The organism is Curtobacterium sp. MR_MD2014 (assembly GCF_000772085.1).
GTDB lineage: Bacteria > Actinomycetota > Actinomycetes > Actinomycetales > Microbacteriaceae > Curtobacterium.
On record NZ_CP009755.1, the window covers coordinates 2,934,287 to 2,952,424 of the forward strand.

Annotated in this window: 12 protein-coding genes and 3 rRNA genes; 1 reads left to right on the forward strand and 14 read right to left on the reverse strand. The window is 67.5% G+C overall.

Going from position 1 to position 18,138, the window contains the following annotated elements:
- Positions 1–152: 152 nt before the first annotated feature.
- The 10 genes from NI26_RS13585 to NI26_RS16660 form a co-directional block, all read right to left on the reverse strand.
- Positions 153–1,145, reverse strand: a complete 993-nt coding sequence (locus tag NI26_RS13585; RefSeq protein ID WP_066658700.1) for a site-specific tyrosine recombinase XerD — start codon at positions 1,143–1,145, stop codon at positions 153–155.
- Between the two features lie 40 nt (positions 1,146–1,185).
- Positions 1,186–1,785, reverse strand: coding sequence for a DUF1349 domain-containing protein (locus NI26_RS13590; protein WP_066656372.1), 600 nt, complete (start codon positions 1,783–1,785; stop codon positions 1,186–1,188).
- Positions 1,782–2,411, reverse strand: a complete 630-nt coding sequence (locus NI26_RS13595) for an NUDIX domain-containing protein (protein ID WP_066656376.1) — start codon at positions 2,409–2,411, stop codon at positions 1,782–1,784. The genes NI26_RS13590 and NI26_RS13595 overlap by 4 nt, the downstream gene beginning before the upstream one ends.
- 114 nt (positions 2,412–2,525) lie before the next feature.
- Positions 2,526–4,247 carry a CTP synthase gene (locus NI26_RS13600; RefSeq protein ID WP_066656378.1) on the reverse strand — a complete coding sequence of 574 codons (1,722 nt, stop codon included), beginning with the start codon at positions 4,245–4,247 and terminating at the stop codon, positions 2,526–2,528.
- A gap of 212 nt (positions 4,248–4,459) precedes the next feature.
- Positions 4,460–6,154, reverse strand: a complete 1,695-nt coding sequence (recN, locus tag NI26_RS13605; protein ID WP_066656385.1) for a DNA repair protein RecN — start codon at positions 6,152–6,154, stop codon at positions 4,460–4,462.
- Positions 6,151–7,074 (reverse strand): NAD kinase, encoded by a 924-nt coding sequence (locus NI26_RS13610; RefSeq protein WP_066656388.1) that lies wholly within the window; start codon positions 7,072–7,074, stop codon positions 6,151–6,153. Before NI26_RS13610 ends, recN begins: the two co-directional genes overlap by 4 nt.
- Positions 7,071–7,916, reverse strand: a complete 846-nt coding sequence (locus tag NI26_RS13615) for a TlyA family RNA methyltransferase (protein WP_235426376.1) — start codon at positions 7,914–7,916, stop codon at positions 7,071–7,073. Before NI26_RS13615 ends, NI26_RS13610 begins: the two co-directional genes overlap by 4 nt.
- Complete coding sequence (locus NI26_RS17220) at positions 7,903–8,202, reverse strand: hypothetical protein (protein ID WP_235426377.1); 300 nt, start codon at positions 8,200–8,202, stop codon at positions 7,903–7,905. The genes NI26_RS13615 and NI26_RS17220 overlap by 14 nt, the downstream gene beginning before the upstream one ends.
- A 10-nt stretch (positions 8,203–8,212) precedes the next feature.
- A complete protein-coding gene (locus NI26_RS13625; protein ID WP_066656392.1) occupies positions 8,213–9,190 on the reverse strand; it encodes an HAD-IIA family hydrolase in 978 nt (325 codons plus the stop codon).
- Between the two features lie 25 nt (positions 9,191–9,215).
- Positions 9,216–9,956, reverse strand: coding sequence for a hypothetical protein (locus tag NI26_RS16660; RefSeq protein WP_066656394.1), 741 nt, complete (start codon positions 9,954–9,956; stop codon positions 9,216–9,218).
- 198 nt (positions 9,957–10,154) lie between these two features.
- Here NI26_RS16660 and NI26_RS16665 point away from each other — a divergent pair, with 198 nt between their 5' ends.
- The gene (locus NI26_RS16665) at positions 10,155–11,369 is read left to right on the forward strand and encodes a hypothetical protein (RefSeq protein WP_066656396.1); all 1,215 of its coding nucleotides are present in this window, start codon (positions 10,155–10,157) and stop codon (positions 11,367–11,369) included.
- Here NI26_RS16665 and rrf read toward each other — a convergent pair.
- The 4 genes from rrf to NI26_RS16290 all read right to left on the reverse strand — a co-directional run bounded on the left by rrf (position 11,370) and on the right by NI26_RS16290 (position 18,023).
- Positions 11,370–11,486: ribosomal RNA gene (gene rrf, locus NI26_RS13640) — 5S ribosomal RNA — on the reverse strand.
- Between the two features lie 141 nt (positions 11,487–11,627).
- Positions 11,628–14,755, reverse strand: a 23S ribosomal RNA gene (locus NI26_RS13645).
- Positions 14,756–15,167: 412 nt separating this feature from the next.
- A 16S ribosomal RNA gene (locus tag NI26_RS13650) occupies positions 15,168–16,689 on the reverse strand.
- Together the 16S, 23S and 5S rRNA genes form the textbook arrangement of a ribosomal RNA operon.
- Positions 16,690–17,156: 467 nt before the next feature.
- Entirely contained in the window at positions 17,157–18,023 is an 867-nt protein-coding gene (locus NI26_RS16290) for a GNAT family N-acetyltransferase (RefSeq protein WP_081985090.1), read from the reverse strand.
- Between the last annotated feature and the right edge of the window lie 115 nt (positions 18,024–18,138).

Sequence of the window (18,138 nt, forward strand, 5' to 3'; positions counted from 1 at the left end):
GCTCGGCGCGCCGCACCACGGGAAACACGTCGCGCCAGGGTTCTTCATGGCGCGACGTGCTTCCGGTTGTGCCCGAGCACGTCGCGCCGCACGTCACCCCGACCCCGCCTCCGGCCCCGCCCGGCCGGCCCCGGCCCCGCCCGGGCGCAGCGCTACCGCCGCGCCCGCGGGTGCGCCGTCTGGTAGACGTCGCGCAGCATGTCGGCCGTGACGAGCGTGTAGATCTGCGTCGTCGCGACGCTCGCGTGCCCGAGCAGCTCCTGCACGACGCGCACGTCCGCGCCGCCCTCGAGCAGGTGCGTCGCGAACGAGTGCCGGAACGTGTGCGGGGACACGTGCGCCGCCAGTCCGGCCCGCTCCGCCGCCGCCTGGATCACGAGCCAGGCGCTCTGCCGCGACAGCCGTGCGCCCCGAGCGCCGAGGAACAGCGCCGGTGTCGACGGCCCACGCGCCGCGAACACCGGCCGGGCCCGGACGAGGTACGCGTCGACCGCGGCCCGCGCGAAGCTGCCGAGCGGCACGATGCGCTGCTTGTTCCCCTTGCCGGTGACCTTCACGACCGCGAGCCCGTCGCCCTCGTCGTCCTCGGGGTCGGACAGCGTCGCGACGTCGTCCACCGACAACCCGACCGCCTCGGAGATGCGCGCGCCCGTGGCGTAGAGCAGCTCGAGGAGCGCCCGGTCCCGCAGCTGCACGGGGTCGTCGTCCGCCGAACCCGCGGCGCCGAGCAGTCGCTCCATGTCGTGCACCGAGATCGCCTTCGGCAGCCGTGACGGCGCCTTCGGTGGCCGGACGGCCGTGGCGGGGTCGAGCGGCAGCCAGCCCTCGGCGGCCGCGAACGCGGTGAAGGACCGCACCGAGCTGAGCATCCGGGCGACCGACCGGGGCGCGAGCGGTTGCTCCGGTCGCGAGGTCAGGTGCGTGACGAACCCGGCGACGTCCGCGCGGGCGAGGCGTGCGACGTCCGTCAGCGCCTCCGCTCCCCCAGCCCGGTCCGCGCCCGCGGAGTCGACCGCCGGCGTCGAGGCGAGCCACTCCGCGAAGACCGCCAGGTCCCGCCGGTAGGCCGCCACCGTGTGCTGCGACAGTCCCCGCTCGACGGCGACGTGCCGCAGGTAGGTGTCGGTGGCACGGTCGAGGGGGATCACCCGACAAAACTAGTGCGGGACCGCCCTGCGCAGGTCGTCAGTGCAGCCCGGCGTCCGGCTCGCCGAAGCGGCAGGCGGTGAAGGTCACCGTGAGCCCGGCCCGGGTGGGTGCGGCGCAGAACAGGCCGGCCGACACGACGGCGTCCGGGTCGAGGTGCGCGACCCGCACCAGCCGAGGCTCCTCGCCGTCGGCCCAGGCCCGGATCGTCACGGCGTCACCGGAGCGGCTCGCGCGCACCGTCACGACCCGCCCGGTCCAGGACGGCACGGGCGCGACGGACCAGTCGGACGTCCCGTGCGTCACGACGGCCCCGACCTGCGGCAGCCCGTCGGAGAACTCCACGCCCGCCTTCACCCACTCCTGCTCGTCGACCCGCAGGAACACCCCGGCCTGGTCGAACTGCTCCGCGAAGTCGAGGACGAACGAGACCTCCACGGCGAACGCGCCGTCGGTGGGTCGGAGGAGCGCGTGCTCCGAGTCGTGGACGAACCCGTACGAGGTCGTCCGCCAGGCATCGCTGCCCTCCTCCGCGGTCACGAGCAGGGCGGCGCGGTCGACGACGGGTTCGACGGCGACGGGCTCGTGCGTCCAGAGCCCGTCCCGCAGCAGGGCACCGAGCCCGCTGTCGGCCGTCACGCCGTCGCGTCCCGCTCGACCGCGCCCCGCTCGACCGCGCCGCGCTCGACCGCGCCCCGCTCGATCGCATCGACCGCGAGGGTCGCGACGACGAGCGCCGAGTTCTGCAGGCGGCCCGCGAGGATCCCCTCGACGAGCTCCGCCCGCGGCACCCATCGGGTCACGATGTCCGCCTCCTCGGCCTCACGCTCGAACGCGGACGCCGTCGCACGGACCCCACGGGCCCGGTAGACCTGGATGAACTCGTCGCTGCCGCCCGACGAGGTGTTGTACCGGACGAGGGGCTCCCAGTGGTCCGCCTCGAGGTCGGCCTCTTCCCCGAGCTCCCGCTGCGCGGCGGTGAGGTGGTCCTCGCCCTCGTGGTCGAGGAGCCCGGCCGGCAGCTCCCAGTCGCGCAGCTGCACGGGGTGGCGGTACTGCTGGATGACGAGCACGCGGCCCTCGTCGTCCTCCGCGAAGACGGCGACGGCGCCCGTGTGGTCGATGTACTCGCGGACCATGTCGTGCCCGTCGTAGTCGACGTGGTCACGGCGGACGTCCCAGACGGCACCCTCGTACACGACGGTGGAGTCGGTGACCTCGTACGAGGCGTGTTCGTCGGCGATCGGTGCGTCAGCGGCAGTCACCAGCCCATCCTGGCACGCGGCTCCGTCAGCCCTCCCCGGGACGGACGGGAGGCGCGGTGCCAGCTGGCACCGCGCCTCCCGTCAGCGACAACGCGCGTTGAGCGACAGCGCGCGTTACGCGACGACCTCCGCCGACTCCTCGGCCGGGTCGAACAGGCTGGACGCCTCGTGGCGCGCGATCGCCGCGTCCACCAGCCCGGCGAACAGCGGGTGCGCGTTCGTCGGACGCGAGCGCAGCTCCGGGTGTGCCTGCGTGGCGATGTAGAACGGGTGCACGTCGCGCGGCAGCTCGACGTACTCGACCAGGGTGCCGTCGGGCGAGGTGCCCGAGAACACCAGGCCGGCGTCCGCGATCTGCTGACGGTAGGTGTTGTTCACCTCGTAGCGGTGACGGTGGCGCTCCGAGGCCTCGGACGCACCGTAGAGCTCGGCCGCGAGCGACCCGTCGGTGAAGTGCGCCGGGTACAGGCCGAGGCGCATCGTGCCGCCCATGTCGCCACCGGCGATGATGTCGACCTGCTCCGCCATGGTCGCGATGACCGGCGTCGAGGTCTCCGGGTCGAACTCGGTGCTCGACGCGTCGGTCAGGCCGGCCTCGTGGCGGGCGTACTCGATGACCATGCACTGCAGGCCGAGGCACAGGCCGAGCGTCGGGATGCCCTGCTCACGCGCGAACCTGAGCGCGCCGAGCTTGCCCTCGATGCCGCGGACTCCGAAGCCGCCGGGGACGCAGATGCCGTCGACGTCACCGAGCTGCTTCGCGGCGCCCTCGGGCGTCGTGCAGTCGTCGGACACGACCCACTTCAGCGTGACCTTGGCGTTGTGGGCGAAGCCACCGGCGCGCAGGGCCTCGGTGACCGACAGGTAGGCGTCCGGCAGGTCGATGTACTTGCCGACCAGCGCGATCGTGACGTGCTTCTTCGGCTCGTGTACCGCGTCGAGGACCGGGTTCCACGCGGACCAGTCGACGTCGTGCGCGTCGAGCTTCAGCGCGTCGATGATGACCTGGTCGAGACCCTGGTCGTGCAGCAGCGTCGGCAGGTCGTAGATCGAGGGGACGTCGACGGCGTTCACCACGGCGTCCTCGTCCACGTCGCACATGAGGGCGATCTTGCGCTTGTTCGACTCCGACACCGGGCGGTCCGAGCGGAGCACGAGGGCGTCCGGCTGGATGCCGATCGAGCGGAGCGCGGCGACGGAGTGCTGCGTCGGCTTGGTCTTCTGCTCGCCCGAGGCGCTCATGAACGGCACGAGCGACACGTGCACGAAGAACACGTTGTTGCGGCCGAGCTCGTGGCGGACCTGGCGGGCGGACTCGATGAACGGCTGGGACTCGATGTCACCGACCGTGCCGCCGACCTCGGTGATGATGACGTCGGGCTGCGGGTCGTTCTCGGCCTGCTCGCGCATCCGACGCTTGATCTCGTCGGTGATGTGCGGGATGACCTGGACGGTGTCGCCGAGGTACTCGCCGCGACGCTCCTTGGCGATCACGCTGGAGTACACCTGACCGGTCGTGACGTTCGCGGCCTGCGACAGGTTGATGTCGAGGAAGCGCTCGTAGTGCCCGATGTCGAGGTCCGTCTCGGCACCGTCGTCGGTCACGAAGACCTCGCCGTGCTGGAACGGGTTCATCGTGCCCGGGTCCACGTTGAGGTACGGGTCCAGCTTCTGCATGACGACCTTGAGGCCGCGCGCCGTGAGCAGGTTGCCGAGGCTGGCCGCCGTCAGGCCCTTGCCGAGGGACGAGACGACCCCGCCGGTCACGAAGATCTGCTTCGTGACCTTCGGGGTCGAGGTCGAAGAATTGGTTCCGCCGCTGAGAGTGTCCGCCACGGGGTTCCATCGTACGTCAGAACTGCCGGGAGGCGCGACCCGCGTTCGCCGCGGGCGTTGCGCCCGCCGACCGGTCACCCCCGCCGTCCCCGCAGGACGCAACGTCGGCGACTGTGCGCAGCGCTGTACCGCTGCGCGGAGCCGCCTTCGTTGCGTGTCGCGGACGAGGGCGGAGGGACGGGGCGGGGCGTGCCTCCAGGCCGGAACGTTGCCTAGGCGCGCTGGCCGGCGACGTCGAGGAGTTCGCGCGCGTGCTCGATGCCGCTCGCGCTGTCGCCCAGGCCGGAGAGCAGGCGGGCCATCTCCTGGAGCCGGTCCTCGCCCTCGAGCCGGCGCACGCTCGACGAGGTCACGGCGCCGCTGGCGTCCTTGACGACGTTGAGGTGGTTGTTCGCGAACGCGGCGACCTGGGCGAGGTGCGTGACGACGATGACCTGTGTCCGCTCGGCGAGCTTCGCGAGCCGCCGACCGATCTCGATCGCCGCGGCTCCGCCGACGCCGGCGTCCACCTCGTCGAACACGAAGGTCGGGACGGTCGTGCTGCCGGCCATGACGACCTCGATCGCGAGCATCACGCGCGAGAGCTCACCGCCGGACGCGCCCTTGCCGATCGGGCGGGGGTCGGTGCCGGAGTGCGGCTGGAGCAGGATCGCGACCTGGTCGCGCCCGTGCCGGCGGTACTCGCCGCCGTCGGTGACCTCGACCACCAGGGTCGCGCCGGCCATCGCCAGCGTCCGGAGTTCCGCGGTGACCCGCTTCGCGAGGTCGCCCGCGGCCTTCGTGCGGGCCGCGGTCAGCGCCGCGGCCGTCTGCGCGAGGGCCTGCTCGTCCTGCTCGACGCTCTGCTGCAGCGCGACGATGCGGTCGTCGTCACCGTCCAGCTCCAGCAACCGGTCGCTCGCCCGCTGGCCGTACGCGATCACGTCGTCGACCGTCTCGCCGTACTTGCGCGTCAGGTTCGCCAGGAGTGCCCGGCGTTCGTTGACGAGCTCGAGGTCGTGCCCGGCGTCCGGCTCCAACGAGCCGAGGTAGCTGGACAGGCCGGCGGATGCGTCCGAGGCCTGGATCCCGAGTTCGGTCAGCTGCTCGAGCACGGGCTGGAGGGCCGGGTCGGACCCGGCGACGCGCTCGACGGCCCGGCGTGCCGCCTCGACCAGTCCGACGACGTCGGCGACCCCGTCGAGGGACTCGCTGGACAGTGCCTCGTGGGCGGTGCCGGCGGCCAGGCGGAGCTCCTCGAGGTTGCCGAGGCGTTCGGCGCGTTCGGCGAGCTCGACGTCCTCGCCGGGCTGCGGGTCGACCGACTCGATCTCGTCCGACGCGGCGCGGATGCGTTCGGCCTCGGCGACGCGGTCGTCGCGGTCCCGCACGAGCGTCTCCAGCTCGCCGGCGTGCGCCTGCCAGGTGTCGTAGGCGGCGACGTAGGCACCGAGTGCCCGCTGCACGGCCCTGCCGCCGAAGCCGTCGAGGGCGGCGCGCTGCGCCGAGGCCGACGTCAGGCGGATCTGGTCCGACTGCCCGTGCACGGTCACCAGCTGGTCGGCGAGCTCGCCGAGCACCGCGACCGGGGCACTGCGGCCACCGACCGTCGCACGGCTGCGGCCCTCCGCCGAGACCGTGCGGGTCAGGATGAGCTCGCCGTCCTCGACGGTCCCGCCCGCGTCCTCGACACGCTCCGCGACGGCGGCGTGGTCCGGGACGTGCCAACGCCCCTCGACCACCGCGCTGGAGGCGCCGCGGCGCACGGAGCCGGCATCCGCCCGGGCACCGAGCAGCAGCCCGAGCGCCGTGACGATCATGGTCTTGCCCGCACCGGTCTCGCCGGTGACGACGGTGAAGCCGGGTCCGAGCTCGAGCGTGGTCTCGCCGATGACGCCGAGGTCGGAGATGACGATCTCCTCGATCATGCGTCGTCCTCGGTCGCCGGACCGCGCCAACCCGCGACGGGCAACTGGAACTTGGCGACCAGCCGGTCGGTGAAGGGCGCGTCCTTCAGCCGGGCGACCCGGACGGGGTCGGGCGATCGACGGACCTCGACCCGGGCACCCGGCGGCAGGTCGTGGGTGCGACGGCCGTCGCACCACAGGACACCGACGCCGCTCGTGCGCCGGAGTACCTCGATCGCGAGGGTGCAGTCCGGCCCGACGACGATCGGACGCGAGAACAGGGCGTGCGCGCTGAGCGGCACCATGAGCAGGGCGTCGACGTCCGGCCAGACGATCGGGCCGCCGCCCGAGAACGAGTAGGCCGTGGACCCCGTGGGGGTGGCGACGACGACGCCGTCGCAGCCGAAGGACGACAGCGGCCGACCGTCGACCTCGGTGACGACCTCGAGCATGCGCTCGCGGGAGGCCTTCTCGATCGTCGCCTCGTTCAGCGCCCACGAGGAGTAGACGACCTCGTGCCCGACGACCACGTCGACCTGGAGCGTCACACGCTCCTCGACCTTGTAGTCGCCGACGAGGGCACGCTCGACCGTGGCCCGCAGCCCGTCGCGCTCGCTCTCGGCCAGGAAGCCGACGTGTCCGAGGTTCACGCCCACGATCGGGGCGCGCGTCCCCCGCACGAGTTCGGCGGCACGGAGGATTGTGCCGTCCCCGCCGAGGACGATGACGATCTCGAGGGCGTCGGCCTGCACGTCGACCCCCAGGATGTCGACCTGGCCGACCGAGGCCTCGGCCCGCCGGACGTCGGCGTACTCGTCGAACGGCATCACCGGGGTGAGTCCGGCGGCGTGCAGCAGGTCGCAGACCTCGACGGCGGCGTCGATGGAGTCCTGTCGGCCCGTGTGGGAGACGAGCAGGATGTGCCGGTCGTCGTCGCTCATGCAGCCCCTTCGGTGAGTTCGGTGGCCCGACCGATCCACGCTGTCGGGTTCCCCCATCCTGCCGGATGACCCCCGACACCACGCTGGAAGTGCGCGAGGTACTCGTGGTTGCCGTGCGTGCCGACGATCGGCGATGCGGTCAGCCCGACCGTCCCGAGGCCCGCGTCCCACGCCGACCAGAGCACGTTCATGAGCGCGTCGTTCCGCAGGGCGGGGTCGCGCACGATGCCCTCCCGCACCCCACCACGGCCGACCTCGAACTGCGGCTTCACGAGCAGCACGAAGTCGTCCGCGGGCACGGCGGCCGCCAGCACGGGCAGGACGATGCGCAGGGAGATGAAGGACAGGTCCCCGACGACCAGGCTCGTGCGGGGCGCTGCGTCGTCGAGCGCCGCGTAGGTGTCCGGCGTGAGGTCACGGGCGTTGCACCCCTCGACCACACGCACCCGCTCGTCGATGGCGACCACCGGGTCGAGCTGACCGTGCCCGACGTCGAGGGCGACGACGCGGGCGGCTCCGTGGTGGAGCAGCACCTGCGTGAATCCTCCGGTACTGGCGCCCACGTCGAGCACGACGCGCCCGCTCGGGTCGACGTCGAAGGCCTCGAGGGCACGGACGAGCTTCCGCGCCGCACGCGACACCCACTCGTCCTCGGTGTCGACGACGAGCTCGGCGTCCGGCGCGACCGGGGCCGACGGCTTCACGACCGCCGTGCCCCCGACCGTCACGCGGCCGGCCTGGACCAGCTTCGCCGCGGCGGTCCGTGACCTGACCAGCCCGCGGGCGGCGAGCAGTGCGTCCAACCGGACCGGGCGGGCCTCGTCGTGCTCAGGCACCGGCACCGCCGTCTCCTCGTCCGCTCCCCCACACCTGCGTGGCGCCGGCAGCGCGACCCGAGCTGTGCCCCTGCGGTGCCTGGCCGCTCTCGAGGCGGGTGCGCAGGTCGTCGTGCAGCGCGGCGAAGGCGTCGGCGCGCTCGGGCAGGGGCAGCGCCTCGGCAGCCGCGGTGCGTTCCGCGAAGCCATCCGGCTGCTGCGCGGGCAGTCGGTGCTCGCCCGGCTGCTGCTGCTCGCCCGGTTGCTGCTGCTCACCCTGCTCCTGCTCGGGCGGCTGCTGCGGGTGGGGCACGTCGGTCACGCTACTCGCCGCCGTACAGCTTCGGGTCGACGTCGAGGCCGTAGATCGCCAGTCCGGACTCCCAGATCAGCGCCGCTCCGGCGCGGAGCAGGTCGATCGGGGTCCCGCTGTCGAGCACCCGGACGACGTGCCCGTGCATCGCGACCGTGGCGCCGCCGACCGTGACGTACCGGGTGCCGTCCGGGTCCTGCCGCCGCACCGTCACCGGGTACGGCTCGGACAGCCCACGGAGGTCCTGCAGGACGTACGTCGGACGCGAGCGCTGGTCGGCCGCGAGCACCTGCTTCGCCTGGTCGATGCCCGTCAGTACGAGCACGCTCGGGATGCCGGCGTCGTTCGCGCCCTTGATGTCCGTGTCGAGCCGGTCGCCGATGAACAGCGGGTGCTCGCCGCCGAAGCGGGCGATCGCGGCGTCGAAGATCGGTCGCTCCGGCTTGCCCGCCACCACCGGCATCCGCCCGACGGCCTGGTGCACCGCGGACACGAGCGTGCCGTTGCCGGGCGCGATGCCACGCTCGACCGGGATCGACCAGTCCATGTTCGTCGCCACCCAGGGCACGTCCGGATCGGCGAGGGCGAAGGAGGCCTCGGCCAGGTGCGTCCACCCGAGGTCCGGCGAGAACCCCTGGATGACCGCTGCCGGAGCGTCGTCGGCGCTCGTCGTCACGGTGAAGCCCGCCTCCTCGACGATGCTCGTCAGCCCGAGGCCGCCGGTGACCAGCACGGTGGACCCGGCCGGCACCAGCGTCTCGAGCAGCCGCACGCCCGCCTGCGACGAGGTCACGACGTCGTCGGCGGTCACCTCGAGGCCGTAGCCCTCGAGGTGCTCCGCGACGTCGGACGGCCGACGAGAGGCGTTGTTCGTGATGTAGCCGACCCGAGCCGTCAGCGACGCCCGTGTCAGGGCCTCGACAGCGTGCGGGATCGCGTTGCGTCCGCGGTACACGACACCGTCGAGGTCGGTGAGGACGACGTCCACACCGTCCGTCGGCGGCCTCGGGACGTCAGTCGGCTGCGGAGCCGTCGACGTCGCGGGGGTTGTCGTCGTCGATCTCGCCGAGGTCGTCGTCGGGGTCGACGTCGTCGCCGAGCTGGTCGGTGTCGTCGAGCGCTCCGGTCCCGTGCTCGTCACCGGCGACGGACTCGTCACCGACGACGGCGTCGTGCTCGTCGTGTCCTTCGACTTCTTCCTCGACCACATCGACAGTCTCCCATGCGTTCTCGTCGGCGATCTCGGCCAGGGCGGCGGCAGCCCGGTCGACCCGCGCCCACCACTCGTCGGCCTCGTCCTGGCGGCCGAGCTCCTCGAGCGTGGCCGCGTAAGCACTGTAGAGGGCCGGCGACCAGCTGTACGCCGTGGTCGGGTCGAGCTGCGGGATCTCGAGCTCGCCGAGCGCGGCCGTCGGGTTGCCCAGGTCGATCCGGGCGCCGGACATCGCGATCGCGAGCTCCACCTGCACCGCCGTGTCCAGCGCGGCGCGGTCCACCGACCGGCCGAGCTCGAGCGCCCGCTCCGGACGTCCGAGACCCCGCTCGCAGTCGACCATCATCGGCAGCTGGTCGTTCTTGCCGGAGATGCGACGGTAGGTGCGCAGCTCCCGGAGCGCCGTGGCGAAGTCGCCCGTCCGGTAGGCGGTGATCGCCGCGGTCTCGCGGACGACCGCCACACGGCCGGCCCGACGCGCAGCGCTCAGGGCGTGGAGGTTGGCCGTCTCCGGGTCCTCGTCGACGAGCAGCGCCGCCATGACGAGGTGCTTCGCGACCCACTCGGCGTTGTCCTTGCTGAGCGTCTTGAGCTCGGCGCGGGCAGCCGGGTCGAGGTCCCGCGGCGAGACGCTCTCGTCGATCTCGGGGTCCTCGTGCCGCGGACGGACGGAACGCGTGCCGTACGGGTCACGGTCCTCCCAGTCGTCACGGGCAGCCTCGCCGAAGCGTGCGCCGGCATGACGGGAGCCGTCGCCGAACCGAGGGCGGTCGCCCCGGTCGTCGTCGCGGCGGGGGCGGTCGTCGGCACCGCGGAACGGACGACGCTCACCACCGTCGCGCTGCGGACGACGATCATCGCCACCACGGAACGGACGGCGGTCATCACCGTCACGCTGCGGACGGCGGTCGTCGCCACCACGGAACGGACGACGCTCACCACCGTCGCGCTGCGGACGACGATCATCGCCACCACGGAACGGACGGCGGTCATCACCGTCACGCTGCGGACGGCGGTCGTCGCCACCACGGAACGGACGACGCTCACCACCGTCACGCGCCGGACGACGGTCATCACCACCACGGAACGGACGACGGTCGCCACCGTCACGCGCCGGACGGCGGTCATCGCCACCACGGAACGGACGACGGTCGTCGCCACCGTCACGGTGCGGACGACGCTCGTCGCCACCACGGAAGGGCGCGCGGTCATCGCGACCGCGGAAGGGCGCGCGGTCATCGCGACCGCGGAAGGGACGATCACCATCACGCTGCGGACCACGGTCGCCACCGTCCCGCTGCGGACGACGGTCGTCGCCACCACGGAAGGGCGCGCGGTCATCGCGACCACGGAAGGGACGATCACCATCCCGCTGCGGCCGACGGTCGTCGCCGCCACGGAACGGACGGCGGTCACCATCACGGCCCGGGCGGTCAGCGCCCCGAGGACCGTCACCGCGGGGCGGACGCCCAGCACCGTCGCGGTCACCCTGCCGAGCCGGCCGACGGCCACCGTCACCGAACGACCGGTCGCCCTCGCGGAAGCCCCGACGGTCGTCACGACCACTCCGGCCGGCGTCGCGGGCTGGACGGTCACCGTCCCGTCGCGCACGATCCCCCTCGCGACGCTCGAAGTCGCGCGGCCCGGACGACCAGCGGCTGCCTTCGCGCCGTTCCCCGCGATCCCGGTCGTTGCGCTGCTGCTCGTCGTCGTTCGCCACCGTTGCTCCTCATCGCGTGCCCGTGCTCGAATGCGCCGGGCGATCGTCCGCTGTGTCGTTGTGGGGGGTGCCGCACGGTCGTCCGTGCTCACTGCTGGGCCCAGTCCATCACGAACCGGACCGCGAGTCGAGCGACCTACGGCGGAAACAGATGTGGCCACCGGCTTCCACGAGAACGAGGGTCTCCCCTACGAGTTCTCGATGGAGGGCCGATGGCCACATCACTTACGTTGAGTCCGGCGGCGTCCTACTCTCCCACAAGGTCCCCCTTGCAGTACCATCGGCGCTGAGAGGCTTAGCTTCCGGGTTCGGAATGTGACCGGGCGTTTCCCTCTCGCTATGACCACCGGAACACTGTCGACCCAGATCCTGGATCAAACCATTGTTCCTTCAGAGCATTGCTGAAGTATTCAGTTTGATTCCCGATCGTCTGTCGGGAACCACAAAGTGGACGCGAGCCCGCCACCCACAAGGGGCGACGGTAAAAGTTGTGTTGTCAAGTCTTCGGCTTATTAGTACCGGTCAGCTCCACGGGTCGTTAGTCCCCGCTTCCACATCCGGCCTATCAACCCAGTAGTCTGCTGGGAGCCTCTCACACTCAAGGTGCATGGAAATCTCATCTCGAAGACGGCTTCCCGCTTAGATGCTTTCAGCGGTTATCCGGTCCGAACGTAGCTAATCAGCGGTGCTCTTGGCAGAACAACTGACACACCAGAGGTTCGTCCATCCCGGTCCTCTCGTACTAGGGATAGATCTTCTCAAATTTCCAACGCGCGCAGCGGATAGGGACCGAACTGTCTCACGACGTTCTAAACCCAGCTCGCGTACCGCTTTAATGGGCGAACAGCCCAACCCTTGGGACCTACTCCAGCCCCAGGATGCGACGAGCCGACATCGAGGTGCCAAACCATGCCGTCGATATGGACTCTTGGGCAAGATCAGCCTGTTATCCCCGAGGTACCTTTTATCCGTTGAGCGACAGCGCTTCCACAAGCCACTGCCGGATCACTAGTCCCGACTTTCGTCCCTGCTCGACCTGTCAGTCTCACAGTCAAGCTCCCTTGTGCACTTACACTCGCCACCTGATTGCCAACCAGGTTGAGGGAACCTTTGGGCGCCTCCGTTACTCTTTGGGAGGCAACCGCCCCAGTTAAACTACCCATCAGGCACTGTCCATGAACCCGATCAGGGTCCTACGTTAGACATCCAAAGTGACCAGAGTGGTATTTCAACAATGACTCCACGAACACTAGCGTGCCCGCTTCACAGTCTCCCACCTATCCTACACAAGCCACTCCGAACACCAATACCAAACTGTAGTAAAGGTCACGGGGTCTTTCCGTCCTGCTGCGCGTAACGAGCATCTTTACTCGTAGTGCAATTTCGCCGAGTTCGCGGTTGAGACAGCTGGGAAGTCGTTACGCCATTCGTGCAGGTCGGAACTTACCCGACAAGGAATTTCGCTACCTTAGGATGGTTATAGTTACCACCGCCGTTTACTGGGGCTTAAATTCAGAGCTTCGCCCTGAGGCTAACCCTTCCTCTTAACCTTCCAGCACCGGGCAGGCGTCAGTCCGTATACATCGTCTTGCGACTTCGCACGGACCTGTGTTTTTAGTAAACAGTCGCTTCCCACTGGTCTCTGCGGCCTTCAACGCTCAACAACGAGAAGTCGTATCACGTGTCCGGCCCCCCTTCTCCCGAAGTTACGGGGGCATTTTGCCGAGTTCCTTAACCACGATTCTCTCGATCTCCTTGGTATTCTCAACCTGACCACCTGAGTCGGTTTCGGGTACGGGCGGCTGCAACCTCGCGTCGATGCTTTTCTCGGCAGCATAGGATCACTGATTTCCCCTTACGGGTACGCGTCGGATCTCAGGCACACAGACGACGGATTTGCCTATCGTCAGCCCTACATCCTTACACCAGGTTCACCTTACGGATACCATCGCCTGGCTCAGCTACCTTCCTGCGTCACACCTGTTCATACGCTAGCCGCACCAGCATGGGGTCGAGCGTTAGACCGGACACCATCACCCCGAAGGGATCCGGAAGTCCGGGTTAGGACTCTTAGCACCACTGGATTAGCTTGGGCGGTTGTTCGCCGGTACGGGAATATCAACCCGTTGTCCATCGACTACGCCTGTCGGCCTCGCCTTAGGTCCCGACTTACCCAGGGCGGATTAACCTGGCCCTGGAACCCTTGGTCTTTCGGAGGACGGGTTTCTCACCCGTCTTTCGCTACTCATGCCTGCATTCTCACTCGTGTGGCGTCCACGGCTGGATTACTCCGCCGCTTCACTCGCCACACGACGCTCTCCTACCACTCCGCACGACTGAACCACGAAGGCTTGTCTGTGTGCGAAATCTACAACTTCGGCGGTGTGCTTGAGCCCCGTTACATTGTCGGCGCGGAATCACTTGACCAGTGAGCTATTACGCACTCTTTCAAGGGTGGCTGCTTCTAAGCCAACCTCCTGGTTGTCTGTGCAACTCCACATCCTTTCCCACTTAGCACACGCTTAGGGGCCTTAGTTGGTAGTCTGGGTTGTTTCCCTCTCGACGATGAAGCTTATCCCCCACCGTCTCACTGCTGCGCTCTCACTCACCGGCATTCGGAGTTTGGCTGACGTCAGTAACCTGTTGAGGCCCATCGGCCATCCAGTAGCTCTACCTCCGGCGAGAAACACGCAACGCTGCACCTAAATGCATTTCGGAGAGAACCAGCTATCACGAAGTTTGATTGGCCTTTCACCCCTATCCACAGCTCATCCCCTCCATTTTCAACTGAAGTGGGTTCGGTCCTCCACGACGTCTTACCGTCGCTTCAACCTGGCCATGGATAGATCACTTCGCTTCGGGTCTAGGACATGCGACTGAATCGCCCTATTCAGACTCGCTTTCGCTACGGCTGCCCCACACGGGTTAACCTCGCCACATATCACTAACTCGCAGGCTCATTCTTCAAAAGGCACGCCGTCACCCCTACAAGGAGGCTCCGACGGTTTGTAAGCAAACGGTTTCAGGTACTATTTCACTCCCCTCCCGGGGTACTTTTCACCTTTCCCTCACGGTACTTGTCCGCTATCGGTCATCTGGGAGTATTTAGGCTTATCAGGTGGTCCTGACAGATTCACACGGGATTTCTCGGGCCCCGTGCTACTTGGGATACACATCCGGCCATAACACCATTTCGTCTACGGGGCTGGCACCCACTACGGCCCGGCTTTCAAACCGGTTCGACTATGATGCGCTGTAACCGTCCCAGTCCGGCAGAACTGAGCGACGTGTCCCACAACCCCGACCATGCAACGCCCGCCGGCTATCACACATGATCGGTTTAGCCTCATCCGCTTTCGCTCGCCACTACTCACGGAATCACATGTTGTTTTCTCTTCCTGTGGGTACTGAGATGTTTCACTTCCCCACGTTCCCTCTACCCGCCCTATATATTCAGGCGGGAGTCACCAGGTCGACAAGTCGCCTGGCGGGGTTTCCCCATTCGGAAATCCTCGGCTCACAGCTCGATTATCAGCTCCCCGAGGCTTATCGCAGATTTCTACGTCCTTCTTCGGCTCCAGATGCCAAGGCATCCACCGTTTGCTCTTAGAAACTTGACCACAAAGATTAAAATTGCGATCGACTCGAACAACAACCAACCCGAAGGCCGGTCATCATCACGAGCGATCTAAGATGCTCGCGTCCACTGTGTAGTTCTCAACATACGATCGGCACCAGCACTCCCCCACCAACCGGTAGGTTCACCCTGGCCCAACGAAGGACCCGTAGGCCCAACCCCCGCCAACACTCACGTGTCAACAGGAAGCCTGGTCCCTCAGGACCCAACAACGTGCACCAGCCGACCCGCTCACCCCGACCCGTCCCAACCAGCAAGCTGGCGTACTAGGGCCGGAAGCTACGCTCCCGACTGCACTGTCAATGTTCCACCCATGAGCTACCGGCAACCACGTTCGGGTTACTCGGCGCCTGAACCAGACACCTGCAGAGCAGGGCCGGTCAGATGCTCCTTAGAAAGGAGGTGATCCAGCCGCACCTTCCGGTACGGCTACCTTGTTACGACTTAGTCCTAATCACCGATCCCACCTTCGACGGCTCCTTCCACAAGGGTTAGGCCACCGGCTTCGGGTGTTACCGACTTTCATGACTTGACGGGCGGTGTGTACAAGGCCCGGGAACGTATTCACCGCAGCGTTGCTGATCTGCGATTACTAGCGACTCCGACTTCATGAGGTCGAGTTGCAGACCTCAATCCGAACTGAGACCGGCTTTTTGGGATTCGCTCCACCTTACGGTATCGCAGCCCTTTGTACCGGCCATTGTAGCATGCGTGAAGCCCAAGACATAAGGGGCATGATGATTTGACGTCATCCCCACCTTCCTCCGAGTTGACCCCGGCAGTCTCCTATGAGTCCCCGCCATAACGCGCTGGCAACATAGAACGAGGGTTGCGCTCGTTGCGGGACTTAACCCAACATCTCACGACACGAGCTGACGACAACCATGCACCACCTGTACACCGACCACAAGGGGGCGACCATCTCTGGCCGTTTCCGGTGTATGTCAAGCCTTGGTAAGGTTCTTCGCGTTGCATCGAATTAATCCGCATGCTCCGCCGCTTGTGCGGGCCCCCGTCAATTCCTTTGAGTTTTAGCCTTGCGGCCGTACTCCCCAGGCGGGGCGCTTAATGCGTTAGCTACGACACAGAAACCGTGGAAAGGTCCCTACATCTAGCGCCCAACGTTTACGGCGTGGACTACCAGGGTATCTAATCCTGTTCGCTCCCCACGCTTTCGCTCCTCAGCGTCAGTTACGGCCCAGAGATCTGCCTTCGCCATCGGTGTTCCTCCTGATATCTGCGCATTCCACCGCTACACCAGGAATTCCAATCTCCCCTACCGCACTCTAGTCTGCCCGTACCCACTGCAAGCCCGAGGTTGAGCCTCGGGATTTCACAGCAGACGCGACAAACCGCCTACGAGCTCTTTACGCCCAATAATTCCGGACAACGCTTGCACCCTACGTATTACCGCGGCTGCTGGCACGTAGTTAGCCGGTGCTTTTTCTGCAGGTACCGTCACTTTCGCTTCTTCCCTACTAAAAGAGGTTTACAACCCGAAGGCCGTCATCCCTCACGCGGCGTTGCTGCATCAGGCTTTCGCCCATTGTGCAATATTCCCCACTGCTGCCTCCCGTAGGAGTCTGGGCCGTGTCTCAGTCCCAGTGTGGCCGGTCACCCTCTCAGGCCGGCTACCCGTCGTCGCCTTGGTGAGCCATTACCTCACCAACAAGCTGATAGGCCGCGAGTCCATCCCCAACCAAAAAATCTTTCCACCACCAGACCATGCGGCCAGTGATCATATCCAGTATTAGACGTCGTTTCCAACGCTTATCCCAGAGTCAGGGGCAGGTTACTCACGTGTTACTCACCCGTTCGCCACTAATCACAGGAGCAAGCTCCTGATCATCGTTCGACTTGCATGTGTTAAGCACGCCGCCAGCGTTCGTCCTGAGCCAGGATCAAACTCTCCGTAAAAAATTACAGATCCGACACCCGAAAGCGCCGAACCGAGTTGATTCTGACTGTTGACTGTCTACTGACAATCTTCAATCCAAAAGGAATTGTCTCCGACGACCACAACCAAAGCTGCGATCGCACGGGGTCAAAATAATTGGCATTGACAATGTGCACGCTGTTGAGTTCTCAAGGACCAGACGCACCCCCCACTCAGCACCACCACAGTGGTACCTCATCAGAGGGGCTGGATTCTCGGCACCATCCCCCGAACCTTGCAGCTCGTCAGGATGGTGGTTGGTTGCCGAGCGGGACCCCGTCCGGACTGCATCTCCAGGTACTCGCCCTGGTGACCGTCTCGGCCGTTCCGTTCTCCGCCTCAGCGGCAACGAGGTACAACCTTACGCGGAGGTGAACGCGCTGCCAAGTGGGGCCACATCCCGGGCGTGTCGGGCGATGAGCGGACGCGTTGCAGCGTTGCGACCGACTCACTCCTCGCCCGGTTCTCCGCTGCTTCCGTGGACGGTCGGGAGCTCGAGTGCAGTCGCCATCTCTTCGATGACGGCGTTCGGCAACCCGTCGGCCGCGCGCCGGCGTCCCGTCCTGCGGAAGCCGTGGCGAGCGTAGAAGCCCCGCGCCGGCGCACCGTCCGGAGCGCAGTCCACCCAGAGTCGGATCGACGGGGCACGGAGGGCTGCCCAGCTGAGGACCTCCGCGAGGAGCGCGTCCGCCACGCCGTTCGCCCGGCCCCGCGCTCGAGGACGGACGAACACCCCCGTGAGCAGCGCGGCAGGCTCCTCGTCAGCCGGCAGCTGAGCGGCCATGATCCCCAGCCACGCCCCGTCCTCCGCGACTGCCACGACAGCAGTGGTGTCCCGCCCGGTACCGCGCCGCGCCCGCAGCCGCCAGTCGTCCTCGGTCATCGCGAGGGTGGTCCGGAGGTCGGCTCCGTACGACACCGGGTTCTCCGCCGCGTTCTCGAGCCAGAGCGCTCGCACCGACCGCCAGTCCTGCTCGACCGTGCTCCGCACGACGTACCGGAGACCCGGGAGACCGGCCCGCCCCAGGAGGAGGGGCACGCCGGTCGCCGACCACCACGAGGGCGACACGTGCCCGGAGGACATCCCGCCGTGTGCGAAGCGCTCGACGAACACCCCTGCGCCGGCGTCTCCCGACATCGCACGACCGACCTCCGCCGCAAAGCCCCACCGCAGCATGCCGTCGAGCTCACCTCGCGTGCTCGGGAGCGTGACGTGCGCGAACCGCTCTCCGAGAGCTCGCCACAGCCACGGGTCACCGCGCCAGCCCCACTGGTCAGGCTCGTCCCGGAACAGATCACCGACGTGTCGTGCCACGTTCTGATGGTGACCGATCGCGTGCAATCGCGCCAGCGTGCGATCGCCGCTGCGCTCGCCCGCACGGCCCGAGCAGTCGAGGGCGGTGGCGGTGTGCGGGTCGGCCCGGAAACGC

Bases quoted from the DNA above. Each gene is read 5' to 3' on its own strand.
- NI26_RS16660 (WP_066656394.1), bottom strand. From the start codon at position 9,956: ATGGCGGCGCTGCTCGTCGACGAGGACCCGGAGACGGCCAACCTCCAC.
- NI26_RS13610 (WP_066656388.1), bottom strand. From the start codon at position 7,074: ATGAGCGACGACGACCGGCACATCCTGCTCGTCTCCCACACGGGCCGA.
- recN (WP_066656385.1), bottom strand. From the start codon at position 6,154: ATGATCGAGGAGATCGTCATCTCCGACCTCGGCGTCATCGGCGAGACC.
- NI26_RS16665 (WP_066656396.1), top strand. From the start codon at position 10,155: ATGACGGGAGCCGTCGCCGAACCGAGGGCGGTCGCCCCGGTCGTCGTC.